Below are 22,357 nucleotides of genomic sequence, written 5' to 3'. Positions count from 1 at the left end.
GGTCTCGAAGCGCTTGGCGAGGTCGTCCCCCGCGGGCCGGCCGTCGATGCTCACTGCTCGCTCCCGTTCAGGCTCGTGACGGCGGGCCGCGCGGCGTCGGGCACGGCCGGCGCGGCGTCGGGCAGCACCATGGTGCCGACCCCCTCGTCGGTGAAGATCTCCAGCAGTACGGCGTGCGGCACCCTGCCGTCGAGGACGTGCGCCTGGGGGACGCCTCCGTCGACGGCGGTCAGGCACGCCTCCATCTTGGGCGCCATGCCGCTGGACAGGCCGGGCAGCATCTCGCGCAGCTCCGAGGCCGACAGCCGGTCGATGACCTTTCCGCTGCGGGTCTCGGGGTCCCAGTCCCGGTAGAGGCCCTCGACGTCGGTGAGGACGATCAGCTTGGCGGCGCCGAGTGCCACGGCCAGGGCCGCGGCGGCGGTGTCGGCGTTGACGTTGTAGACGGTGCCGTCCTCGCCGCGCGCGACGGAGGAGATCACCGGGATGCGCCCGTCGTCCAGCAGGGCCCGCACGGCGCCGGGTTCGACGGCGACGATGTCGCCGACCTGGCCGATGTCCACCGGGGTCCCGTCGACGACGGCGTGCTTGCGCTCAGCGGTGAACAGGTGGGCGTCCTCGCCGGACATGCCGACGGCGAACGGCCCGTGCCGGTTGACCAGGCCGACGACGTCGCGGTTGACCTGGCCGACCAGGACCATCCGGACGACCCGCATGGCCTCGGGGCTGGTGACGCGGAGCCCGGCGGTGAAGGTGGACTCGATGCCGAGCAGGTCGAGGTGGGCGTTGATCTGCGGGCCGCCGCCGTGCACGACGACCGGCCGCAGGCCGGCGTAGCGCAGGAAGACCACGTCGGCGGCGAACTTCTCCCGCAGGTGCTCCTCGGTCATGGCGTTGCCGCCGTACTTCACGACGACGGTCGCTCCGTGGAAGCGGGCCAGCCACGGCAGTGCCTCGATCAGGGTGTGCGCCTTGGCCGGCGCGTCGCCGGCCGTCATGAGGAGTACGCCGAGTTCTCGTGGACGTAGGCGGCGGTGAGGTCGGTGGTGTGGACCGTGGCCGAGTTCGGGCCCGCCGACAGGTCGATGGTGATCGTCACGTCGCGGGGGCGCAGGTCCACCTTGGCGCGGTCGTCGCCGGCCGCGCCGCCCCGGCAGATCCAGACGCCGTTGATGGCGACGTTGACCCGGTCGGGCTCGAAGACGGCGTCGGTGGTGCCGACGGCCGACAGCACGCGGCCCCAGTTGGGGTCCTCGCCGTGGATGGCGCACTTGAGCAGGTTGGAACGGCAGACGGCGCGGGCGACGGCGAGCGCGTCGTCCTCGGAGGCGGCGCCGACGACCTCGACGGCGATCGCTTTGCTGGCGCCCTCGGCGTCGATGAGGAGCTGGCGGGCGAGGTCGGCGCAGACGCCCTGGACCAGGCGGCCGAACTCGGCGGGGTCGGGGGTCACGCCCGAGGCTCCGCTGGCCAGCAGCAGGACGGTGTCGTTGGTGGACATGCAGCCGTCGGTGTCGAGCCGGTCGAAGGTGAGCCTGGTCGCCTCGCGGAGCGTCTCGTCGAGCTGCCCGGCGGTCAGGTCGGCGTCGGTGGTGATCACGCAGAGCATGGTGGCCAGGCCCGGGGCGAGCATGCCGGCGCCCTTGGCCATGCCGCCGACCATGTAGCCGCCCTCGCCCCGCTTGAAGGAGATCTTCGAGACGGTGTCGGTGGTGCGGATGGCGTCGGCGGCGGCCAGGCCGCCGTCCCTGCTGACCTGGGAGACGGCGAGGTCGACCCCGGCCAGCAGGGCGTCCATCGGCAGCCGCTCGCCGATCAGGCCGGTGGAGCAGACGGCGACCTCGCCGGCGGAGTCGCCGAGCGCGGCGGCGACCTTCTCGGCGGTGGCGTGGGTGTCCTGGAATCCGAGCGGGCCGGTGCAGGCGTTGGCGCCTCCGGAGTTGAGGACGACGGCGTGGACCCGGCCGGCGGTCAGCACCTGCCGGGACCACAACACCGGCGCGGCCTGGACGCGGTTGGCGGTGAAGACGCCCGCCGCGGCGCGGGAGGGGCCGTCGTTGACGATCAGCGCCAGGTCGCGGGCGCCGCCGGACTTGATGCCGGCGGCGACGCCGGCGGCGCGGAAGCCGAGGGGTGCGGTCACGCTCATGGGGCGACTCCGTTGAGAGGAAGGCCGGTCTCTTCGGGCAGGCCGAGGGCGAGGTTGGCGCTCTGGATCGCACCGCCCGCGGTGCCCTTGGTGAGGTTGTCGATGGCGATGACGGCGACGACGCGCCCGGCTCGCTCGTCCAGGGCGACCTGGAGGGCGGCGGTGTTGGCGCCCAGGGTCATCGAGGTGGCGGGCCACTGCCCCTCGGGCAGCAGGCGCAGGAACGGCTCGTCCTTGACGGCCGCCTCGTAGGCCTCGCGCAGCGTCCGCGGGGTGACGCCGGGCTTCGCGGGCGCCGTGCAGGTGGCGAGGATTCCGCGGCTCATCGGGGCGAGCACGGGGGTGAAGGAGACCCGCACCGGCGCGCCGGCCAGCGGCGAGAGGTTCTGTTCCATCTCGGGGGTGTGCCGGTGGACGCCTCCGGCGGCGTAGGCGGCGGCCGAGCCCATCACCTCGCTGCCCAGGAGGGCGGGCTTGGGCGACCGGCCCGCGCCGCTGGTGCCGCTGGCGGCCACCACGACGAGGTCGGGTTCGGCGAGGCCGGCGGCGAAGGCGGGGAACATCGCCAGGGTGACGGCGGTCGGGTAGCAGCCGGGGACGGCGATCCTGGTGGCCGTGCGGAGCGGGTCGCGGTGGCCCGGAAGCTCGGGCAGGCCGTAGGGCCAGGTGCCGGCGTGGGCGCCGCCGTAGAAGTGCTCCCAGGCGGCGGGGTCGGCGAGGCGGAAGTCGGCGCCGCAGTCGACGACGAGCGTGCCGTCGCCGAGCCCGGCGGCGACGGCGGCGGACTGGCCGTGCGGCAGGGCCAGGAAGACCACGTCGTGGCCGGCGAGGGTGCCGGGGGTGGTGTCGAGGAGGACCCGGTCGGCCAGCGGGGCCAGGTGGGGGTGGTGGGCGCCCAGCGGGGTACCCGCACTGGAGGCGGCGGTGAGCGCGCCGATCTCGATGTCCGGGTGCGACAGCAGCAGACGCAGGATCTCGCCTCCGGCGTAGCCGCTCGCACCGGCGATGGCCGCTCTCATCCGCCCCCCGCTCTCTGCATGTTCATGCACTCTATCTCATGGATTTACTAGAAGAATTATGCATCCTCCGTAATCGTCATGCAAGCGGGCCAGGCAGGCGCGTCGCCCAAGGACCCTCCGACCAGGAGGAACACGACTCCCCCGGCGCATGGACATACGCGCCGTGTTTCGGCACTGTTGCACGTACCTACCGGTCGGTATCGTGGCGTGTCCGGTTCCCTTCGCCCCGGGAGATGTGAACGCATGACGGTCGCCCACGACGAGGTCCAGGCCCGGCTCACCGGCCCGGGACAGCTGTTCGAGACGGTGGAGGTCCCCGGCCACGGCGGCGCCGTCAGGACCTGGAAGCACGCGCCCGCGCACTTCCGCGCGCTGCTGGAGGGCAGCAGGGGCCACGGCGAGCAGGTCTTCCTCACCTACGAGGACGAGAGCCTCACCTACGAGGAGCACTTCCGCCGGGCCGCCACGCTGGCGCACCGCCTGATCGCGGAGTACGGCGTGGCCAAGGGCGACCGGGTGGCCATCGCCATGCGCAACTACCCCGAGTGGATCGTCTCCTTCTCCGCGGTACTGGCCGCCGGGGCGGTCGCCGTACCGCTCAACGCCTGGTGGACCGCCCAGGAACTGGAGTTCGGCGTGTCGGACTCCGGCGCGAAGGTGGTGATCGCCGACGCCGAGCGCGCCGCCCTGCTCACCGGCCGCGCACAGCTGATCGTGGTCCGCGGCGAGGCACCCGAGGGGGCGCGCCCGTTCGAGGAGGTCCTGGGCGAGGTCACGGCGGACGTGACGCTGCCCGAGGTGGAGGTGGCCCCGGAGGACCCGGCCACCATCTTCTACACCTCCGGCACGACCGGCCGCCCCAAGGGCGCCCTCGGCAGCCACCGCAACCTCGGCCAGTCGCCGATGACGGTTGCCTACGGCATGGTGCGCAGCCTGGCCAGGGCCGGCAAGGACCCCGCCGAGGCCGCCGGGAAACGCCGCGTCACCCTGCTGACCGTGCCGCTCTTCCACGTCACCGGCTGCTTCGCGGTCATGACCACCACCATGTTCACCGGCGGCGGGCTCGTGCTGATGTACAGGTGGGACGCCGGACGGGCCCTGGAGCTGATCGAGCGCGAGCGGATCACCACGCTCAGCGGGGTGCCCACCAACGTGTGGCAGCTGCTGTCCCACCCCGACCTGGACAGGCGCGACGTCTCCAGCCTCACCTCGCTGGGCTACGGCGGCGCCCCCGCGCCGCCCAGGCTGCTGGAGCGCATCACCGGAATGCTCCCCGGCCGCGCCCCCTCCAACGGGTACGGCATGACCGAGACCACCGCGCTGGCGATCTACAACAGCGGCCCCGACTACCTCGCCAGGCCCGACAGCATCGGCCTGCCGGTGCCCGTGGTCGAGGTGAGGATCACCGACCCGCTGGGCCGGGAGCTGCCGGCCGGCGAGGTCGGGGAGCTGTGCCTGCGCGGCCCCAACGTCATCCTCGGCTACTGGAACCGTCCCGAGGCCACCGCCGAGACCTTCCTCGACGGCTGGCTGCACACCGGCGACCTCGCCCGGGTGGACGACGAGGGGTTCGTCTACATCGTGGACCGGGCCAAGGACATGGTGATCCGCGGCGGCGAGAACGTCTACTGCGCCGAGGTCGAGGCCGCGCTGTTCGAGCACCCCGCGGTGGACGACGTCGCGGTGATCGGCATCCCCCACGAGGAACTGGGCGAGGAGGTCGGCGCGGTGGTACGGCCGGCCGCCCCGGTGAGCGCCGAGGAGCTGCGGGAGTTCCTGCTCGGGCGGATCGCGGCGTTCAAGGTGCCCGTCCGGTTCTGGATCCGCGAGGGCGAGCTGCCCCGCAACCCCGGCGGCAAGATCCTCAAGACCCGCCTGCGCCAGGAGGTCCTGGGCTCCTGACGCCCCCGGCGGTGACCCGCGTCCGGGAAAACGATTCCCCGGACGCGGCCGCCACGGAGCCCGGTGACGGGAACGGGATCCCGGGCGGCCGGCTGGAACGCCGTCCCGGCATGACCTCCGGTCCGCCGCCCGGCCCCCGGCGGGACCCGGTGTCATGGTGGCGGGCGGGTATCCTCGCCGATCCCCTCACCGAGTGGAGTCCCGCTGCTACGGTGGGAACATGACGGTCGACGTTCGAATCCCTGAGACGGGAAGTGCCAGGATGACGGATTCGTCGCTGCCCGACTGGGCGTTCCCTCCCCCGGAAGGGTTCACCGCCGAAGACCTCGATCGCATTCCGCAATTGCCCGAACACACAGAGTTGATTGATGGAAGTCTGGTGTTCGTGAGTCCTCAGGCTTCCTTCCATATGCGGGCTGTCACTCTTCTCGAGTCAGCCCTGCGTCAGCACGCCCCCCGGAAATTCCGCGTGCGACGTGAGATGAGCGTCGTCCTGGGCCCGAAGCAGCGGCCGGAGCCCGACCTCAGCGTCATCCACGCCGCCGCGGAGCAGAGTCCCGGGCAGACCTCCTACCGGGCCGAGGACGTGGTGCTGGTGGCCGAGGTGGTCTCACCCGAGTCCAAGGAGCGCGACCGCAAGCGCAAGCCGTCGCTGTACGCCGAAGCCGGGATCCGGCACTTCTGGATCGTGGAGGAGGACGCGGGCCGGCCCGTCGTCAACACCTACGAGCTCGACCACGTCACCGGCACGTACGTCGTCACCGGCGTCTACCACGATCGGCTCAAGGTGTCGTCGCCCTTCGAGATCGACGTGGACCTGACGGAGATCGACGCCCTCTGAGGCGACAGGGACCGCCGGCGGGGCGGGCCTCAGCGGCGAGCCGAGTGGGCGACGCGGCCGTCCAGCAGGGTCAGCCACGCACCGACCCCCGCCAGCTCGCCGGCGGGCAGCGCCTCTACGTCGGCGTCCAGCACCACCACGTCGGCGAGCTTCCCGGGGCTGAGTGAGCCGATACGGTCCTCCATCCGCAACGCGTGGGCGGCGTCGATCGTGTGCGCCCGTAGGGCCTCGTGCAGGGAGACCGCCTGCTCCTCCCCGATCGGCCCGCCCTCGCGGGTCCGCCTGCGCACCGCGTTGGCGACCGTCTCCATCGGGCGCAGGGAGGAGACGAAGGAGTCGCTGGACAGCACCGGGCGCAGACCCGCGTCGATCTCCTCCCTCATCGGCTGGAGCCGGTGCGCCCGCCGCGCGCCGAGCCGGCGGATGAAGTCCGTGCCGCTGTCGTACAGGAAGTTGGGCTGGTTGACCGGGATGACGCCCAGCGCGGCGAACTCCCTCACCTGCGCCGGGGTCGGGTGGCCGCAGTGCTCGATGCGCGGCCTGGCGTCGTCCCCGGACACCGCCGCCGCCGCGCGGAGCGCGTCCAGGGTGAAGCCCATCGCCCGGTCGCCCTGGGTGTGCACGCCCACCTGCCATCCGGCCTGCGCGGCCCGCCGTACCAGGTCGGTGAGCCGGTCGGGCGCGTGGTACAGCGATCCGGCGAACTGGCCGCGCTCACCGTACGGCTCGTCGAACATGGCGGTGCCGCCGAGGAGCGTGCCGTCGCAGTAGAACTTCATGGCGCCGAAGCGAAGCCGGTCGTCCCCGAACGGCCCGGTCAGCCCCACCCTGACCAGGTCGTCGAGCAGGTGGGACAGCGGCATGCACACCGTACGGACCGGCAGCGTGCCGGCGGCGTGGGCGGCCCGGTAGATCCGCATCTCCCGCGCCGAGACCTGGGGGTCGCACACGGTGGTGACACCGGCCGACAGGTAGGTCTCCCCGGCCGCCTCAAGCCAGGACACCAACTGTTCGGCGGGCAGGTCGGTGTGGAAGTTGGGACCGTGGCAGCCGATGTCCACCGCGAGCGGCAGCAGCAGTTCCATGGCGGAGTCGATGACCATGCCCGTCAGCCGCCCGCCCTCGTCGCGCAGGAAAGCGCCGCCCGCCGGGTCGGTCACCTGGTCGTCGAGACCGCGCCAGGCGAGCGCGGCGGAGTTCACCGCCGCCTGGTGCCCCGACACGTGGTAGATGATCACCGGGTGGTCGGTCGTGGCCTCGTCGAGGCTGCGCCGGTCCGGCCGGCCCTCGGGGAACTTCGCGTCGTCCATGCCGAAGGCGCGGATCCACCGGCCCGGCGGGGTGCGCGCGGCCTCCGCCGCGATCGCCGCCACCAGGTCGGCGACGCTGCCGACCCGCGGGTAGCGGGCGTCCACGGAGACGAGGGACTCGGCGGTGGACAGCAGGTGGTTGTGCGGGTCGATGAACCCCGGCAGGACGGTCCTGCCTGCGGCGTCGACGGTCTCCGCGTCCGGCCCGGCCGCTCCGAGAACCTCCGGCGCCCGGCCGACGGCGAGGATCCGTCCGTCCCGTACGGCCACGGCCTCCGCGGCGGGACGGGCGGGGTCCATGGTGAGGACCCTGGCGTTGGTGATGACGATCGGGGACAAGAGGTCTTCCTCTCACTCTTCACTCTGCGGTCACGAGATCTGCGGTCACGAAGGAGACGGCCCGCCGGAGGGGCGGAGGCCGCCGGGGACGGGACGGGCCGGCGGGCCGACGAGCCGCCGGGGAGCCGGACGGGACCGTCTCCGGCTCCCGGACGGCCGGGGCCGCCGGGGTCAGGAGCCGGGGGCCGCGGGAACGGGCCGGGGAGCCGGGTCCCGGTGCATCCGGACGAACGCCACGCAGCCGATGCTGAGCAGGCACATCCCGATGAGCAGGACGATGGCCGGAGCCGGGCCGCCGCCGTACGCGGCGACCAGCGCGGTCGCGGCCAGCGGCGAGAGGCCGCCGAAGACGGCGCCGGCGACCTGGTAGGCCAGGGACATGCCGGTGTAGCGGACGTCGGGCCGGAACATCTGGGCGAGGATCGTGGCCATCGGGCCGTACGTCGCCGACATGGCGAGCCGCATCAGGCCGAGGATCACGAAGATCAGCAGGGTGTCCCGGGTGCTCATCAGGGTGAACTGCGGCACCGCCAGAACGGCCACGCCGACGAGCCCGGCGATGACCACCCGCCGGGCGCCCACCCGGTCGCCGAGCCACGAGACGCCGAGCGTGGCGACCAGCTCCAGGAAGGCCGCGAAGCTCAGCGCGTTGAGGACCACCTGCTCCTCCACGCCGACGCCGGGGCCGGTCGCGTAGGCCAGCAGGAACGTGGTGGTGATGTAGTAGCCGCCGATGGCCACCGGCAGCGCGCCGATGCCGAGCAGCACCGTGCGCCAGGACGTCCGGAGGACCTCCTTGATCGGCAGGCCGGCCGGCGCGTTCCGGCGCGTCTCCTCGAAGACCGGCGACTCCTCGACCTTCAGCCTGATGAGGAGCCCGACCAGGACCAGCACCGCCGACGCGAGGAAGGGAAGCCGCCAGGCCCAGTCCCGCAGCGCGTCGCCGCCCAGGACGTTGAGCAGGCTGAAGGCGCCGGTGGCCAGCAGCGCGCCCGCGGAGTTGCCGAGCTGCGCGAACGACCCGTAAAAGGTCTTCTTGCCCTCCGGAGCGTGTTCCACGGCCATCAGCGCCGCGCCGCCCCATTCGCCGCCGACCGCCAGCCCCTGGACGATCCGCAGCAGCACCAGCAGCGCCGGGGCGAGCATGCCGGCCGACGCGTAGGTGGGCAGCACCCCGACGAGGAAGGTGGCCAGGCCCATCATGAGGAGGGTGACCACGAGCGCGGACTTGCGGCCCACCCGGTCCCCGAAGTGGCCGAACACGATGCCGCCGAGCGGGCGGGCCAGGAAGCCGACGGCGTAGGTGGCGAAGGAGGCCATGACGCCGGCGAAGGGGTCGGTCGAGGTGGGGAAGAACAGGTCGCCGAAGACCAGTGCGGCGGCGGTCGCGTAGACGTAGAAGTCGTACCACTCGATCGTGGTGCCGATGAACGCGGCGAAGGCGGCGCGGCGCGGTTCGCCTGCGCGGCGCGGTTCGCCGGTGCGGCGAGGCGGTTGTCCGTCCATGGGGCCCTCCGGGGGGTGCGTCGTTCCAGCGACGATATGCGCGGCTCAACGACGCTGCCTGTGGACGATTCGCACCGTCGGAGAGTGGCTATAGTGCGGAACGCACACCTTTCGGAAAGGTGCATATCGCTATTTAGGCTGGTATATGCCCTGCTGTAGGAGCTTCACATGCCCCTAACCGTGGCCGACGTCCTCACCCTGCCCTCGCTGGAGATCCGGCTGCTCGCCGGAGCCGGCGGCCTGACCCGCCCGGTCCGGTGGGCGCACGTGACGGAACTGCCCGACCCGGTGCCGTGGCTGCGGGGCGGAGAGCTGGTCATGACGGTCGGTCTCGGGCTACCGGGTGACGCCGAGGGGTGCCGCGCCTACGTCGGACGGCTGGCCGCGGCGGGCTGCGCCGGCCTGGCGTTCGCGCTGCACGAACAGATCACCGAGGTGCCGCCCGAGGTGCTGGAGACCGCCGCGCGGCTGGACCTGCCCGTCCTGGAGATCACCGGCAGGACGCCGTTCATCGCCGTGGCCGAGGCGGTGGCCCGATGGCACTCCGACGAGCGCGTCCGCGGCGAGCGGCGGACCGTCTTCGGTCAGGAGGCCATGGCGCGCGCCGCGCTGCGCTCCGGCCCCGCGGGCATCCTGCGTGCCCTGGCCGAGCACACCGAAGGGGAGACGCTCCTGCTCGACCCCGGCGGCCGCCCCCGCGCCGCCGCCCCCGACACGACCCGGCCCTGGCACGCCGAGGCCGTCGGGGTGGCCGGAGAGGCGGTCGAGGCGGCCGGTGAGGCCGGAGCGCGGCACACCGCGATCGCCGTCGACCACGGCGACCGCGTCCTGCAGATGCAGAGCCTCGGCTTCACCGGCCCGCCCCGCGGCTGGCTGGCCCTGTGGACGACCGGCCCCACCGACTGGCACGTGCGCGTGCTGGCCAACCAGGCGGCGTGCCTGCTGGCGATCGAACTGGACGGGGTGCGCCGGACCCGGACGCACGCGCACCGGCAGCGCGCGGCCGTGCTGTCCGGCGTGTTGTCCGGCGAACCGGCGTTCGCCGTCCGGCTGGCCGAGATCTGCTCCACCGCGCCTCCGCCGTACGAGGTCATGGTGGCGCGGGCGGCCGGCTGCGACGCCTCCGCCCTGGTCGACCCGGCGCTGGACGCGGTGGCCGACGTGCTCGGCGACCCGGCCACCGAGGAGCTGGCGTTCGTCTGCCCCCGCCCCGAGGGGCTCGTCCTCGTGGTCCCCGAGGGCGGATCCGCCGCGGGCGGCCCGCCGATCGGCGGCGCGCTGACCGACCGGCTGACCGCCCTGTCCGGCCGCGAGGTCGTCGCCGGAGGCTGCCGGGCCCGCGACCTCGGTGAGATCCCGGTCGCGGTGCGGCACGCCACCGGACTGGCCGCGCGGGGCGGCGCCGGTTACGCCCACGTCGACGAGCTGGAGCCGTGGACCCTGCTGCGCGATGCCGTGGACCCGGCGGTGACGGCCCTGTTCGCCGACACCGTGCTGCGCCCGCTCCGTGAGCACGACGTACGGCACGGCACCGCGCTCCTGGCCTCGGTGCACGTGTTCCTGGAGTGCGGGGAGAACCTGGAGGCGGCGGCCCGGCGGCTGGGTGTGCACCGCAACACCCTGAGGACCCGGCTCCGCACCGCCGAGCGGTTGTCGGGGCGTTCCTTCTTGGACCCCTCCCACCGGCTGAAGCTGTGGCTGGCGCTGGCTCTGCGGGAAGCCGTCCCCCCGGGACGCCTGGACTGAGCTGGACCGGCGGGCGCCGGTCCCGCGGGGCTCCGGCCGGACGCGGTCGTCCGGGGTCGTTCAGTCCGTCTCGCGCCAGCCGTCGTGCTCCTCGGCGAGCTCGTCCAGGCGGGCCAGGTCGTCCGCGGTCAGGCCGTCGGCGTTCTCCACGACCACGAGCCACTGGGCGTCCTCGGCGTCGTCCTCGCCGGCCAGGGCCTCCCGCACGACGGCGGGCGCGCCCGCCCGCGGCAGCTCCTCCTCGACGAGCTCCGCGACCGCCTCGGCGTCGTCGCGGCCGGCGAACACCAGCAGGTGCCTCATCGTCCCTCCCGAATCGGGATCCGGAACCGAAGGGTCCCGGCGGAAGGCTCCGCCGGGACCCCGGACACGCGGATCAGGCGCCGCGGAGCCGTGCCCCGGTGCGCTCGGCCGCCAGCGCCACGGCGGCGTCGCGGGCGGCGGTGGTCTCCTCGGCGGTCAGCGTCCGGTCCGGCGCCCGGAACCGCAGGGTGTAGGCGAGGGACTTGTTGCCCTCACCGGCCTGGGCCCCGGTGTAGACGTCGAACAGGCGGATCGACTCCAGCAGGTCGCCCGCGCCCTCGCGCAGCGCCGCCTCCACCTCGGCCACCGGGGTGGCGGCGGCGACGATGAGCGCGACGTCCTGGGTGGCGACCGGATAGGCGGAGATCGACGACACCTGGACCGGACCGGCCGACAGCGGCTCCAGCCGGGTGAGCTCCAGCTCCATCGCGGCGGTGCGCGGCGGCAGGCCGTACGCCTCGATGACGCGCGGGTGCAGCTCCCCGGCGTGGCCGACGAGGACGTCCCCGGCGTACAGGGCGGCGCAGCGGCCCGGATGCCAGGGCTCGTGCCGGTCGGCGCGGACCCGGAGCTCGACTCCGGCCTCGTGGGCCACCGTGCGGGCCGCCTCGACGGCGTCGGCCCAGCTCGCGGCGCGCCCTCCGCCCCACCAGCCGGACCGCTCGAACTCCCCGGCCAGCACGACGGCGACGCGGACCGGCTGGGCGGGCAGCGCGGACTCGATCGAGTCGAGCTCCTCGGCGGTGGGCCTGCGGTCCACGCCGAGGACCGGCGCGGTCGCCGGGGCCTCCCGGTCCGGCCGGTAGACCAGGCCCGTCTCGAACAGCGCGAGGTCGGCGAAGCCCCGGCCCACATTGCGGACCAGCGTTCTGAGCAGTCCCGGCAGCAGGGTGGTCCGCATCAGCGGCTCGTCCTCGCTGAGCGGGTTGGCCAGCCGTACGGCCAGGCGGCGCTCGTCACCCGCGGGCAGCTGCAGGGCGTCCAGGTCGCGCTCCCCCATGAAGGGGTAGGCGAGGACCTCGACGTATCCCGCGCCGGCCAGCGACCGGCCGACCCTGCGGCGCAGCCGCTGGCCCTCGGTGAGCCCGGCGCCCGCCGGGGCGGCCGGCAGGACCGAGGGCAGCTTCTCGTAGCCCTCCAGCCGGATGACCTCCTCGGCGAGGTCGTTGGGGTCGGTCAGGTCGGGCCGCCAGGAGGGCGGGGTGACCGTCAGCATGTCGTCGCCGGTGACGGCGAGTCTGGCGGCGATCCCGCCTGCCGGGGCGGCGCCGCCGGCCTGGACCGTGCAGCCCACCTGCTCCAGGCGGCGGACCACCGTCTCGCGGTCGTAGGGGACCCCGGCGACCCGGCCGGGGTGGCCGCTCGGCATGGAGACGCGGACCGGCTCGACCTCGGCCTCGGCATGGGTGACGCCCGGCTGGATGGTGCCGCCGCCCAGCTCGGCCAGCAGCCGCGCCGCCTTCCAGGAGGCGTACAGCGGCAGCTCGCGGTCGACGCCCCGCTCGAAGCGCTTGGACGCCTCGCTGACGAGGTTGTGGCGGCGCGACATCCGCGCGACGCCGCTGGGCGAGAAGTGCGCGGCCTCGATCACGATGTCGGTGGTCTGATCGGAGATCTCGGTCTTCAGGCCGCCCATCGTCCCGGCCATGGAGATCGCCCCCGAGCCGTCGGTGATCAGGACGTCCTCGGGGTGGAGCGGGCGGACGACGTGGTCGAGGGTCTCCAGGGTCTCCCCCGGCTCGGCCCGGCGCACCACGATCTCGCCGGTCAGCGTCGCCGCGTCGAAGGCGTGCAGCGGCTGGCCGAGCTCCAGCATCACGTAGTTGGTGACGTCGACGGCCAGCGAGACCGGGCGCACGCCGGCGCGGGCCAGGCGCACCCGCAGCCACAGCGGGCTCTCCGCCGCCGGGTCGAAGCCGTGGACCTCGCGCAGCACGAAGCGGTCGCAGGCGGCCGGGTCGGCGATGGAGGCCGGGTGGGCGGCGCCGGAACCGTCGGGCGGGGTGATGTCGGCCGGGTCCCGGAACGGCACGCCGAAGGCGGTCGCGGCCTCCCGCGCCACGCCCCGGATGGACAGCGCGTAGCCGATGTCGGGGGTGATCTCCAGCTCGATCACGTCGTCGCGCAGGCCGAGCAACTCGACCACGTCGACGCCGATCGGGGTGCCGGGCGACAGCACGAGGATGCCGGGCGAGGACTCGGCCACGCCGAGCTCGGCCTCCGAGCAGATCATGCCGTCGGAGACGCGGCCGTAGGTCTTGCGGGAGGCGATCTCGAAGCCGCCGGGCAGCACCGCGCCGGGCAGCGCGACCGGGACGCGGTCGCCGGCCTGGAAGTTGGTCGCGCCGCACACGATCTCGCGCGGCGCGGCCTCCCCCACCTCGACCTGGCAGTGCCGGATGGGCTTCTTGAAGCCGGTGAGCTCCTCGATGGCGAGCACCTCGCCGACCACGATGTTCTTGATGTCGTGGCCGTAGGAGGTGATCGCCTCCAGCTTGAGGCCGGCGCGGGTGAGCGCGTCGGCGACTCCGTGGGCGGTGACGGCGGGGAGATCGACGTACTCCCGCAGCCATGAAAGCGGGACCTTCATCAGACCTCCATCCCGAACGGGAGCGTGAAGCGGGTGTCTCCCTCGACCATGTCGCGCATGTCCTCGACGTTGTGGCGGAACATCAGCGTGCGCTCGATGCCCATGCCGAAAGCGAAACCGCTGTAGCGGGCCGGGTCGACGCCGCAGGCGACGAGGACCCGCGGGTTGACCATGCCGCAGCCGCCCCACTCGATCCAGCCCTCCGACCTGCAGGTGCGGCAGGGCGGGTTGCCGGGCGTCGCCGAGGCGCCGCGGCAGACGAAGCACTTGAGGTCCATCTCGGCGGACGGCTCGGTGAACGGGAAGTAGTTGGGCCGGAACCGGGTGGTGATGCCCTCGCCGAACATGACCTCGGCGAACCGGTCGAGGGTGCCCTTCAGGTGGGCCATGGTCAGGCCCTCGTCGATCGCCAGGCCCTCGACCTGGTGGAAGACCGGGGTGTGGGTCGCGTCGAGCTCGTCGGTGCGGAACACCTTGCCGGGCGAGACCACGTAGACAGGCAGGCTCCGGCCGAGCAGCGCCCGGATCTGCACCGGCGAGGTCTGGGTGCGCAGCACCTTGCCGGAGTCGACGGACTCGACGAAGAACGTGTCGTGCTCCGAGCGCGCCGGGTGGTCGGGCGAGATGTTCAGCGCGTCGAAGTTGAACCACTCGCCTTCCAGCTCCGGCCCCTCGGCCACCTCGTAGCCCATCGCGACGAAGGCGTCGGCGACGCGCTCCTGCAGCGTGGTCAGCGGGTGCCGGGCGCCGCGCGGGGCGCGGTCCCAGGGCAGGGTGACGTCGACGGTCTCCTCGACGAGGACCCGTTCGTCGCGCTCGGCCTCCAGCTGGGCCTGGCGTTCGGCGAGGGCCTCGGCGACGGCCTTGCGCGCTCCGCCGATCCGCTTGCCGGCGTCGGCGCGGGCCGCCGGCGGCAGTGCGCCGATCTCGCGGTTGGCCAGGGCTATGGGCGAGCGGTCTCCGGCGTGCGCGAGCCGTACCTGCTTGAGTTCGTCGAGGTCGCGCGCCGCCTTGATGGCGTCGAGCGCGTCGTCCCGCATGCGCGCCAGCTCGTCGGCGTGCAGCGGTGTCACCTCGACCGGGTCGTAGTTAGACAAGGGAGCTCCGAATCCAGGGCTTAGGCGGCCATGAGTCTAGTCGGGAGAGCCCACCGGGCCCGCATCGACGCTCAGGCGAAGTGCTCAGGCGAAGTCAGGGGTGCCGGTGGGCACGGTAAATCGGAACTCGGCGCCGCCCTCGGGGCCCCGCCGCACGGAGATCGTGCCGCCGTGCGCCTCGATCAGGCCCTTGACGATGAACAGGCCGAGCCCGGTGCCTCCCCGGCGACGGGCGTTGCCCCGCCAGAACTGCCGGAACACGCGCGTGACCAGCTCGGGCGGGATGCCCTCTCCCTGGTCGCGGACGGACACGGCGACTCCCCAGTCGTTCGGCTCTATGGCTATTGTCACCGTACCGCGACCGTGGCGCACCGCGTTTTCCAGCAGGTTGGCCAGGACCTGGTCGATCTTGTCCTGATCGAGCCAGGTCTCGGGGAGCTCGCCGCGGACCTCCAGCCGGAAGCGGTCCTCCGGCTCTCCCGCCGCCACCCGCCCGGCGATGACCTTCCGGGCCCTGGCCGGGATGTCGACCACCTGGCGGTGGATCTCCAGGCGGCCCGACTCGATGCGGGAGACGTCCAGCAGCTCGGTGATCAGCCGGGTCACCCGGTCGGCGTCGGCGTTGACCGTCTCCAGCATGACGAGCTTCTGGTCGTCGGTGAAACGGGTCCACTTGGCCAGCAGCGTCGCGGTGAAGCCCTTGACGCTGGTCAGCGGGGAGCGCAGCTCGTGGGCGACCGTGGAGACCAGGTCGGCGCGGCTGCGCTCCAGCCGGGCGCGGGCGCCCGCGTCGCGCAGGGTGATCACCACCCGGACGACCGGGCCGCCCCGCTCGGGCCGGCGCACCAGGCGGGCGGCCACGAGCATCTCCTGCCCGCCCGGAGTGCGCAGCGGCAGCTCCGGCTGGCGGGCCCGGCCGGGCAGGCCCCCGTAGGGGTCGAACCACTTCCACCAGTCGCGCCCGTCGTGGTCGCGGAAGGAGAACGCGTCCCGCAGGTGCCGTCCGAGAGCCCGGTCGCGGGCGACGCCGGTGAGGCGGACGGCGGCGCGGTTGACGGCCAGCACGTGGCCGTCCCGGTCGGTCACGACGAGGCCGTCGGGGAGGTCGTCCACGTCGATCACACAGGCGGAGTCAGCGCTCCGTTCGTCGGTGTGTTCGCCGTGCACGACCCCGCCTCCTCGACGCTACAACGCCGACAATAGCGGGTTTCCCGCGTCCTACGGCAGCCTCGCGGCGCTGCCCGGGGAACCGGTCCGCTGAGACCGGGCAGATGCGTACAGACAGACCGCGGCGGCGGTCGCGAGGTTGAGGCTCTCGGCCCCGCCGTAGATCGGGACGCGGACGACCTCGTCGGCCAGCTTCAGGATCTCCTCGGGCAGCCCCCACGCCTCGTTGCCGAAGACCCAGGCGACCGGCCCGGACAGGTCGACGTCGTCGAGGGTGCGCTCCCCCGCGCCGTCTGCCGCGAGCACCCGCAGGCCCTGCTCCTTCAGCCGCCCGACGGCCCGTGCCACGGGGGTGCCCGTGACCACCGGGAGGTGGAACAGGCTGCCGGCGCTGGCCCGGACGCACTTGCCGTTGTAGGGGTCGACCGAGGCGTCGGTGAAGACGACCGCGTCGGCGCCGGCGGCGTCGGCGGTGCGCAGCACGGTGCCGGCGTTCCCCGGGTCGCGGACGTGCGCCAGGACGGCCACCAGCCGGGCGTCGGCCGTGACGGCGTCGTCCAGGGGGACGTGCACGAACCGGCAGACGGCCAGCAGGCCCTGCGGGGTGACGGTCTGGGCGAGCTCGGCCATGACCTCGCCGCTGGCGCGCTGCGCCGGCACGCCGGCCGCCGCGGCGGCGGCGACGAGGTCGGCGTGCCGGACCTCGGCCTCGGCGGTGGCGAACAGCTGCGTCACGACGCCGTCCAGCGCCAGAGCCTCGCGTACGGCCTGCGGCCCCTCGGCGATGAAGGACCGGTCCCGGTCCCGGAAGGCGCGCTTGGTCAGCCGCCGCACGGCCTTGACCCGCGGCGACTTGATGTTGGTGAGCTCAGATTCCGCCATGTTCGAATCCCCCAGGAATGCGGACGCGGCCCACAGCGTGATCGCTGTGGGCCGCGCCCTCGCCGGTGCCGGGCCGCGGCCCGGCGGGCGTGTTGCTCAGCCGGCGACCGGCGCGTTCACGTCGGCCGGGAGCGCCTTCTTGGCGGCCTCGACCAGCGTCGCGAACGTGGCGGCGTCGTTGACCGCGAGGTCGGCGAGGATCTTGCGGTCGACCTCGATGGAGGCCAGGCGCAGACCCTGGATGAGCCGGTTGTAGGTGATGCCGTTCTGGCGGGCAGCGGCGTTGATGCGCTGGATCCAGAGACGGCGGAAGGTGCCCTTGCGGTCCTTGCGGTCGCGGTAGGCGTAGGTCATCGAGTGGAGCATCTGCTCCTTGGCCTTGCGGTACAGACGCGACCGCTGGCCCCGGTAGCCGCTCGCCCGCTCGAGAACGACCCTGCGCTTCTTCTTGGCGTTGATCGCCCGCTTCACGCGTGCCATGTCTATCTATCTCCCCGGGGGTCGTTACTTGGCGAGCAGCTTTTTGATCTTCTTGGTGTCGGCGTCGGACAGCACGACCTCGGGCTTGAGACGACGCGTGAGAGTGGAGGACTTCCACTCGTTGTAGTGCGCGCGGTTGGCGCGGCGCCGCTTGATCTTGCCGGTGCCGGTCAGCCGGAACCGCTTCTTCGCACCGCTGTGCGTCTTCATCTTCGGCATCTCAGCCGTCTCTCCCTCGATCGTGCCGATGTCCCGGGCCGGTAACCCGAGTCAAGGGCATGCCTGACTGTGAGACCGGACCCGGTCTCGGCTTAATCCCGCGACTGCCCGGTGGTCCGGGCCGTGCGAGTCACTCCTGCGGGACGGCCGCGCCGTCGTCGACGGACACGCCGTCGTCAACGAGCGCCGGAGCCTCTTCGGAGGTCTCGTCACGTCGCGCCTTGGCCGCCGCCTTCTCGGCCTTGGCCTCGGCCTTCTTCTTGTGCGGGCCGATCACCATGATCATGTTTCGGCCGTCCTGCTTGGGCTGGGACTCCACGAAGCCGAGCTCCGAGACGTCCTCCGCCAGCCGCTGCAGGAGCCGGAAACCCAGCTCGGGCCGGGACTGCTCCCGTCCGCGGAACATGATCGTGACCTTGACCTTGTCCCCGGCCTTGAGGAACCGCACCACGTGACCCTTCTTGGTCTCGTAGTCGTGCGGGTCGATCTTCGGACGGAGCTTGATCTCCTTGATGATCGTGTACGCCTGGTTGCGCCGCGCCTCGCGTGCCTTCATCGCGGACTCGTACTTGAACTTGCCGTAGTCCATGAGCTTGCACACGGGCGGGCGAGCCGTAGCCGCGACCTCCACGAGGTCGAGGTCGGACTCCTGAGCCAGCTTCAGGGCATCGCCGATGGAGACGATGCCGACCTGCTCGCCGTTCGGGCCGACGAGGCGGACCTCGGGGACACGAATACGGTCGTTGATGCGGGGCTCGGCGCTGATGGGGCCTCCTAGGTCGGATCCACCGCCGGCTTGCCCGGCGGCGTCTGCCACATACTCGATCGTGCCGGGAAGTCACCCCCGAGGCCCCGAGGGCCCGGAATGCGAAATGCCCCGCACGTCGCGCATGCGGGGCCACATGAGCTCATCGGCTTCGCCGCCGCGGGCTCTTTCCGGGGTCAACCGGTGTGATCCTTGACCTGCCGGCTTTTCGGCCGACCAGGTGGGAGGTGAACCTCCGCTTGCGCGTCCGGCAGGCATGCCGGACCGATCGAGTAGTCACTCTATCACAACACCGAAGGCCCCTCGAACCTTCCCGGGAGCGGCGGGACCGGCCGGTCCACGGCCGCGGGGCCGGTCAGCCCGTGGCGGCCCGCCGGGCGATCTCCGCCTCGCCCGCCGCGCGCATCGCCTCCACCGGCACGTCGGTCCGGCCGGTCATCAGCTCGACCTGCCGGGCCGCCTGGTGCAGCAGCATGGGGAAGCCGCCGACCACCGTGCCGCCGCGGGCGGCCACGGCCGCGGCCAGGCGGGTGGGCCAGGGGGCGTAGACGACGTCGAAGAGCGCGGGCACCCCGGCCACCAGGTCCGCCAGGCCGTCGGCGGCGCCCGCGGGCAGCGTCGAGACCACCAGGTCCGTCTCCAGGGCCGTGCCGACCTTGTCGAAGGTCAGCACCTGCAGGGCCGTCTCCAGCCGCTCGGCGGCCCCGGCGGTCGTCCGGGCCCGCTCCGGGTCGCGCACCACCAGGGTCGCCTCGGCCAGGCCCAGCTCGCGCAGCGCGGCCAGCGCCGAGGCCGCCGTGGCCCCGCCGCCGAGGATCGTCGCCGACCGGGGCGGCGCCACCCCCGCCTCGGTGAGCGCCCGGACGATGCCGTGGACGTCGGTGTTGTGGCCGTGACGGGCGCCGCCGTCGAAGACCACGGTGTTGGCCCCGCCCACCCGCACGGCGAGATCGGAGACCGTGCCCAGCAGCGGCAGCACCGCGCGCTTGAGCGGCATGGTCAGCGACAGACCGGCCCACTCGGGACCGAGCCCGGCGACGAGGCCGGGCAGGGCGGCCTCGTCGCACTCGATCGCCTCGTAGTGCCACCCGTCCAGGCCCATGGCCGCGTGGGCGGCGCGGTGCAGGACCGGCGACAGCGAGTGGGCGATGGGCGACCCGAGGACCGCGGCCCTGACGGTGCCGGCGGCCCCGGTCATCCGCCCGCCTTGTTCTGCTCGTACTCCGCCTTGAGCTTGAAGAAGTCGGTCTCGTTGGTGGCGAACTTGGTGATGCGGCGCTTGGGGTCGACGGTGACGAAGAACTTCCAGTCGCCCTTGGCCGGGTTGAGCGCCGCCTGGATGGCGTCGTCGCCCGGGTTGGAGATCGGCCCCGGCGGCAGGCCGAGACGCTTGTAGGTGTTGTAGGGCGAGGCGCTCTCCAGATCGGCGTGGCTGGCCTCGATGCCGTACTTGCCGAGCGCGTACATGACCGTGCTGTCCATCCCGAGCTTCATCGGCGGCTCGGAGTGGAGCCGGTTGTAGATGACGCGGGACATCTTGGCCATGTCGTCGAGGTTGCCGGCCTCGGCCTGGACGATGCTGGCGATCGTCACGATCTGGTGCGGGGTGTAGCCCAGGGCCTTGGCCTCCCTGGCCAGGTTCTCCTTCTCGGCGGTCTCCTTGAAGCGGTCGACCATCGCGGTCAGGATGTCGGAGGCCGTCATCTTGGGGGTGATCTCGTAGGTCGCCGGGAAGACGTAGCCCTCCGGATTGCCCCTGGCGTAGGAGGGCAGGCCCAGCGCCTTGCCGTTCTTGGCGGCCTGCTGGAACTCCTTCAGCGGCTTGCCGGTCTGCTTGGCGAGCTCCTGCAGCATGGCCGTCAGGCGCAGGCCCTCCTTGATGGTCACCCGCTCGTGCAGCCGCTTGGCCGGGTCGAGCAGCTTCACGGCCTCGGCGGCGGCCATCTGCTTGCGCATCCGGTACTCGCCGGGCTGCAGGGAGGAGCTCTTGCCGGCGTCGGTGATGGCGTCGGTGAACGCCTCGGAGCTCTTGACGACGTCCTTCTCCCGGAGGGTCAGGGCGATCTGGGAGGCGGTCTGCCCCTCCTTGATCTCCACGACGACCTCGCCGCTGCCCTGGCCCTTGTAGTCCTCGACGGTCATCGCGTCGCGCACCCACAGGTAGCCGTAGTAGCCGCCGGCGCCGAGGCCGCCGACCAGGATGATGACCGCGAGCATCGGGGCGAGGAACCCGCCGCGGTTGCGGCGCCGTCGTCTGCGGCGCCCACGGCCGGTCCGGCGAGGACGACGTGAGGGGTCGTCCTCGCCGACCAGGAAGTCCATATCGAGATCGTTCATAGGTCCGCTGGCCAATCTCCCGGGTGGGACGGCCTGGCGTCAAGCGGGCATGCCAAACCGAGGGGGGACACGGGGTCGAGCGGCCCGGTGTCCCGGGATCCGCGCCTCGGCCGCGCAGTGGGCATCGCCGCTTGCGGCGGAACCGGGGATGTTCCGCCGGACATCAATGCGTCCCGAGGTATCTGTTCAGCTCTTCCCGGTATCTCACAAACTCACTCTCTTTGTCAGTGAATTTCGTGATTCTACGCTTCGGATCGATCGTGACAAACCAGAACCAATCACCCCGATCTGGACGGAGAGCCGCGGTGATCGCCTTCTCCCCCGGATTCGCGATCGGTCCCGGAGGCAGCCCGGGATGAGCGTAGGTGTTGTAGGGCGACTTCACCTTCGTGTCCTTCTCCGTCACCCTGAGCGTCCGGCGGTTCTGCGCGTAGAGCACCGTACTGTCGATCTGCAGCGGCGTGCCCGCCTTGATCCGGTTGTAGATCACTCTAGCGATCTTCGGATAGTCGGAGTCGCGCCCGCCCTCCGCCTGGACGAGGCTGGCCACCGTGACCGCCTCCAGTGGCGTCAGGCCGCGCTCGGCCGCGCGGTTCTCCAGCTCCAGCTTGGCCGCGGCTCTCTTGTACCGTTCCACCATGAGGCCGAGCACGTCGGCGGGGGTCATGTCCGGCTCGACCTCGTAGGTCGCCGGGAACATGAAGCCCTCGGGTCCCTTGGCGTAGGACGGCAGCTCCAGCTCCTCACGGTCCTCGGAGGCCCGGACGAAGGCGTCCCTGGGCATACCGGTCTTGGCCGCCAGCCTGTCGAACAGCTCGGTCAGGCGCAACCCCTCGGGGACCGTGACCCGGCGCACCACCCGCGACCCCGGGGCGAGCAGCAGGTCGAGGGCGGAGTCGGCGGCCATGCCCTTCCGCAGGCGGTAGTGGCCGGGCCGCAGACTGCCGGTCTTGGCCCGTTCCTCGGCCGCCTTGACGAACGCCCCGGCGCTCGCGACGACGCCCGCGTCGGCGAGCGTCTCGGCGATCTCCCCGGCGCTCGCGCCCGAGGGGATCCGCACGACGACCGAGCCCGAGCCCTGCCCGGCGAAGTCGTCGGGCATCAGCCGCGGCCCGACCACCACGTAACTCCCGGCGGCCGCCGCGAGGACGACCGCGGCGGCCCCGCCCGCCAGCAGCCACGCGGGCCGGGGGATCACCGCGGTGTCCCGTCACCCGATCCCGTGCCGGGCGGCCCGCCCGGCGGCCCCGAGGCACCCAGAGCACTGCCCGGCGGCCTCCCGGTGGCGCGCTCGGCGTCCAGGGCCGCCTGCAGCAGCACGATGGCCGCCGCCTGGTCCACCACGCCGCGCTGGTTCTTCGCCTTGACCCCGCTGGCCCGGAGGCCCTGCTGGGCGGTGACCGTGGTCAGCCGCTCGTCGAACAGCCGCACCGGGACGGGCGCCAGCCGATGGGCGATCCGGGCCGCGAAGTCGCGGGCGAGCCCCGCCGCCTGCCCCTCCCGGCCCGACAACGAGGTCGGCAGACCGACCACGATCTCGACGACGTCGTACTCGGTCGCGATCTCCGCGAGCCGTTCCAGGTCTCCTCTGCCGCGCCGTACGGTCTCCACCGGCGTGGCCAGCAGCCCCGAGGGGTCGCTGCGGGCCACGCCGATGCGGACCGAGCCGACGTCGACGCCCAGGCGAATGCCGTTTCTCATGTG

At 72.7% G+C, this 22,357-nt stretch carries 20 protein-coding genes; 3 read left to right on the top strand and 17 right to left on the bottom strand.

Annotation, left to right across the window (positions count from 1 at the left end):
• Positions 1-50: 50 nt before the first annotated feature.
• Genes argB through argC form a run of 3 tightly spaced genes read right to left on the bottom strand, consistent with a single transcriptional unit; the run spans position 51 to position 3,168 of the window.
• Entirely contained in the window at positions 51-998 is a 948-nt protein-coding gene (gene argB / locus ACZ6W9_RS09510; RefSeq protein ID WP_389969766.1) for an acetylglutamate kinase, read from the bottom strand.
• Positions 995-2,149 (bottom strand): bifunctional glutamate N-acetyltransferase/amino-acid acetyltransferase ArgJ, encoded by a 1,155-nt coding sequence (gene argJ / locus ACZ6W9_RS09505; protein ID WP_389969768.1) that lies wholly within the window; start codon positions 2,147-2,149, stop codon positions 995-997. Before argJ ends, argB begins: the two co-directional genes overlap by 4 nt.
• A complete protein-coding gene (gene argC, locus ACZ6W9_RS09500) occupies positions 2,146-3,168 on the bottom strand; it encodes an N-acetyl-gamma-glutamyl-phosphate reductase (protein WP_389969770.1) in 1,023 nt (340 codons plus the stop codon). Before argC ends, argJ begins: the two co-directional genes overlap by 4 nt.
• A gap of 243 nt (positions 3,169-3,411) precedes the next feature.
• Between argC and ACZ6W9_RS09495 the strand changes: the two genes are divergently transcribed.
• Complete coding sequence (locus ACZ6W9_RS09495) at positions 3,412-5,070, top strand: class I adenylate-forming enzyme family protein (RefSeq protein WP_389969772.1); 1,659 nt, start codon at positions 3,412-3,414, stop codon at positions 5,068-5,070.
• Between the two features lie 154 nt (positions 5,071-5,224).
• Positions 5,225-5,911: a Uma2 family endonuclease gene (locus ACZ6W9_RS09490; RefSeq protein ID WP_470117179.1), complete on the top strand. Its 687-nt coding sequence runs from the start codon at positions 5,225-5,227 to the stop codon at positions 5,909-5,911.
• 29 nt (positions 5,912-5,940) lie between these two features.
• Here the strand turns inward: ACZ6W9_RS09490 and ACZ6W9_RS09485 are convergent, their stop codons facing one another.
• Together ACZ6W9_RS09485 and ACZ6W9_RS09480 are read right to left on the bottom strand one after the other, a co-directional pair.
• Positions 5,941-7,521 carry an amidohydrolase gene (locus ACZ6W9_RS09485; protein ID WP_389969881.1) on the bottom strand — a complete coding sequence of 527 codons (1,581 nt, stop codon included), beginning with the start codon at positions 7,519-7,521 and terminating at the stop codon, positions 5,941-5,943.
• Positions 7,522-7,731: 210 nt separating this feature from the next.
• The gene (locus tag ACZ6W9_RS09480) at positions 7,732-9,066 is read right to left on the bottom strand and encodes an MFS transporter (RefSeq protein ID WP_389969774.1); all 1,335 of its coding nucleotides are present in this window, start codon (positions 9,064-9,066) and stop codon (positions 7,732-7,734) included.
• A gap of 168 nt (positions 9,067-9,234) precedes the next feature.
• Between ACZ6W9_RS09480 and ACZ6W9_RS09475 the strand changes: the two genes are divergently transcribed.
• Positions 9,235-10,812, top strand: coding sequence for a PucR family transcriptional regulator (locus ACZ6W9_RS09475; protein ID WP_470117176.1), 1,578 nt, complete (start codon positions 9,235-9,237; stop codon positions 10,810-10,812).
• Positions 10,813-10,872: 60 nt separating this feature from the next.
• Here the strand turns inward: ACZ6W9_RS09475 and ACZ6W9_RS09470 are convergent, their stop codons facing one another.
• From ACZ6W9_RS09470 to ruvX, 12 genes are all read right to left on the bottom strand, one after another.
• Entirely contained in the window at positions 10,873-11,115 is a 243-nt protein-coding gene (locus ACZ6W9_RS09470) for a hypothetical protein (protein WP_362945410.1), read from the bottom strand.
• Positions 11,116-11,188: 73 nt separating this feature from the next.
• Positions 11,189-13,705 carry a phenylalanine--tRNA ligase subunit beta gene (gene pheT, locus ACZ6W9_RS09465; protein WP_389969778.1) on the bottom strand — a complete coding sequence of 839 codons (2,517 nt, stop codon included), beginning with the start codon at positions 13,703-13,705 and terminating at the stop codon, positions 11,189-11,191.
• The gene (pheS, locus tag ACZ6W9_RS09460; protein ID WP_389969780.1) at positions 13,705-14,802 is read right to left on the bottom strand and encodes a phenylalanine--tRNA ligase subunit alpha; all 1,098 of its coding nucleotides are present in this window, start codon (positions 14,800-14,802) and stop codon (positions 13,705-13,707) included. The genes pheT and pheS overlap by 1 nt, the downstream gene beginning before the upstream one ends.
• 84 nt (positions 14,803-14,886) lie before the next feature.
• Entirely contained in the window at positions 14,887-15,969 is a 1,083-nt protein-coding gene (locus ACZ6W9_RS09455; RefSeq protein ID WP_389969782.1) for a sensor histidine kinase, read from the bottom strand.
• 51 nt (positions 15,970-16,020) lie between these two features.
• Entirely contained in the window at positions 16,021-16,851 is an 831-nt protein-coding gene (locus tag ACZ6W9_RS09450) for a TrmH family RNA methyltransferase (RefSeq protein WP_470117173.1), read from the bottom strand.
• Positions 16,852-16,947: 96 nt separating this feature from the next.
• Positions 16,948-17,331 carry a 50S ribosomal protein L20 gene (gene rplT / locus ACZ6W9_RS09445; RefSeq protein WP_189248256.1) on the bottom strand — a complete coding sequence of 128 codons (384 nt, stop codon included), beginning with the start codon at positions 17,329-17,331 and terminating at the stop codon, positions 16,948-16,950.
• 24 nt (positions 17,332-17,355) lie between these two features.
• Positions 17,356-17,550 carry a 50S ribosomal protein L35 gene (gene rpmI, locus ACZ6W9_RS09440; protein ID WP_068924211.1) on the bottom strand — a complete coding sequence of 65 codons (195 nt, stop codon included), beginning with the start codon at positions 17,548-17,550 and terminating at the stop codon, positions 17,356-17,358.
• A 130-nt stretch (positions 17,551-17,680) separates the two neighbouring features.
• Positions 17,681-18,367, bottom strand: a complete 687-nt coding sequence (gene infC / locus ACZ6W9_RS09435; RefSeq protein ID WP_470117170.1) for a translation initiation factor IF-3 — start codon at positions 18,365-18,367, stop codon at positions 17,681-17,683.
• A gap of 304 nt (positions 18,368-18,671) precedes the next feature.
• Entirely contained in the window at positions 18,672-19,514 is an 843-nt protein-coding gene (locus ACZ6W9_RS09430; protein WP_389969785.1) for a shikimate dehydrogenase, read from the bottom strand.
• Positions 19,511-20,653: an endolytic transglycosylase MltG gene (gene mltG, locus ACZ6W9_RS09425; RefSeq protein ID WP_389969786.1), complete on the bottom strand. Its 1,143-nt coding sequence runs from the start codon at positions 20,651-20,653 to the stop codon at positions 19,511-19,513. The genes ACZ6W9_RS09430 and mltG (ACZ6W9_RS09425) overlap by 4 nt, the downstream gene beginning before the upstream one ends.
• A 163-nt stretch (positions 20,654-20,816) precedes the next feature.
• Complete coding sequence (gene mltG / locus ACZ6W9_RS09420) at positions 20,817-21,851, bottom strand: endolytic transglycosylase MltG (protein WP_389969788.1); 1,035 nt, start codon at positions 21,849-21,851, stop codon at positions 20,817-20,819.
• Positions 21,848-22,354 carry a Holliday junction resolvase RuvX gene (gene ruvX, locus ACZ6W9_RS09415; RefSeq protein ID WP_362945395.1) on the bottom strand — a complete coding sequence of 169 codons (507 nt, stop codon included), beginning with the start codon at positions 22,352-22,354 and terminating at the stop codon, positions 21,848-21,850. Before ruvX ends, mltG (ACZ6W9_RS09420) begins: the two co-directional genes overlap by 4 nt.
• Positions 22,355-22,357 lie beyond the last annotated feature (3 nt).

The organism is Streptosporangium sp. NPDC053982, from assembly GCF_055585205.1.
The sequence above is the reverse complement of the archived record's forward strand: the minus strand, read 5'-3'. Positions and strand labels throughout refer to the sequence as shown.

Bases quoted from the DNA above. Each gene is read 5' to 3' on its own strand.
- rpmI (WP_068924211.1), bottom strand. From the start codon at position 17,550: ATGCCGAAGATGAAGACGCACAGCGGTGCGAAGAAGCGGTTCCGGCTG.
- argC (WP_389969770.1), bottom strand. From the start codon at position 3,168: ATGAGAGCGGCCATCGCCGGTGCGAGCGGCTACGCCGGAGGCGAGATC.
- ACZ6W9_RS09470 (WP_362945410.1), bottom strand. From the start codon at position 11,115: ATGAGGCACCTGCTGGTGTTCGCCGGCCGCGACGACGCCGAGGCGGTC.
- ACZ6W9_RS09450 (WP_470117173.1), bottom strand. From the start codon at position 16,851: ATGGCGGAATCTGAGCTCACCAACATCAAGTCGCCGCGGGTCAAGGCC.
- mltG (WP_389969786.1), bottom strand. From the start codon at position 20,653: ATGAACGATCTCGATATGGACTTCCTGGTCGGCGAGGACGACCCCTCA.
- argJ (WP_389969768.1), bottom strand. From the start codon at position 2,149: ATGAGCGTGACCGCACCCCTCGGCTTCCGCGCCGCCGGCGTCGCCGCC.
- rplT (WP_189248256.1), bottom strand. From the start codon at position 17,331: ATGGCACGCGTGAAGCGGGCGATCAACGCCAAGAAGAAGCGCAGGGTC.
- ACZ6W9_RS09495 (WP_389969772.1), top strand. From the start codon at position 3,412: ATGACGGTCGCCCACGACGAGGTCCAGGCCCGGCTCACCGGCCCGGGA.
- argB (WP_389969766.1), bottom strand. From the start codon at position 998: ATGACGGCCGGCGACGCGCCGGCCAAGGCGCACACCCTGATCGAGGCA.
- ACZ6W9_RS09490 (WP_470117179.1), top strand. From the start codon at position 5,225: ATGGTGGCGGGCGGGTATCCTCGCCGATCCCCTCACCGAGTGGAGTCC.
- ACZ6W9_RS09430 (WP_389969785.1), bottom strand. From the start codon at position 19,514: ATGACCGGGGCCGCCGGCACCGTCAGGGCCGCGGTCCTCGGGTCGCCC.
- pheT (WP_389969778.1), bottom strand. From the start codon at position 13,705: ATGAAGGTCCCGCTTTCATGGCTGCGGGAGTACGTCGATCTCCCCGCC.
- ACZ6W9_RS09475 (WP_470117176.1), top strand. From the start codon at position 9,235: ATGCCCCTAACCGTGGCCGACGTCCTCACCCTGCCCTCGCTGGAGATC.
- ACZ6W9_RS09485 (WP_389969881.1), bottom strand. From the start codon at position 7,521: ATGGACCCCGCCCGTCCCGCCGCGGAGGCCGTGGCCGTACGGGACGGA.
- ACZ6W9_RS09480 (WP_389969774.1), bottom strand. From the start codon at position 9,066: ATGGACGGACAACCGCCTCGCCGCACCGGCGAACCGCGCCGCGCAGGC.
- ruvX (WP_362945395.1), bottom strand. From the start codon at position 22,354: ATGAGAAACGGCATTCGCCTGGGCGTCGACGTCGGCTCGGTCCGCATC.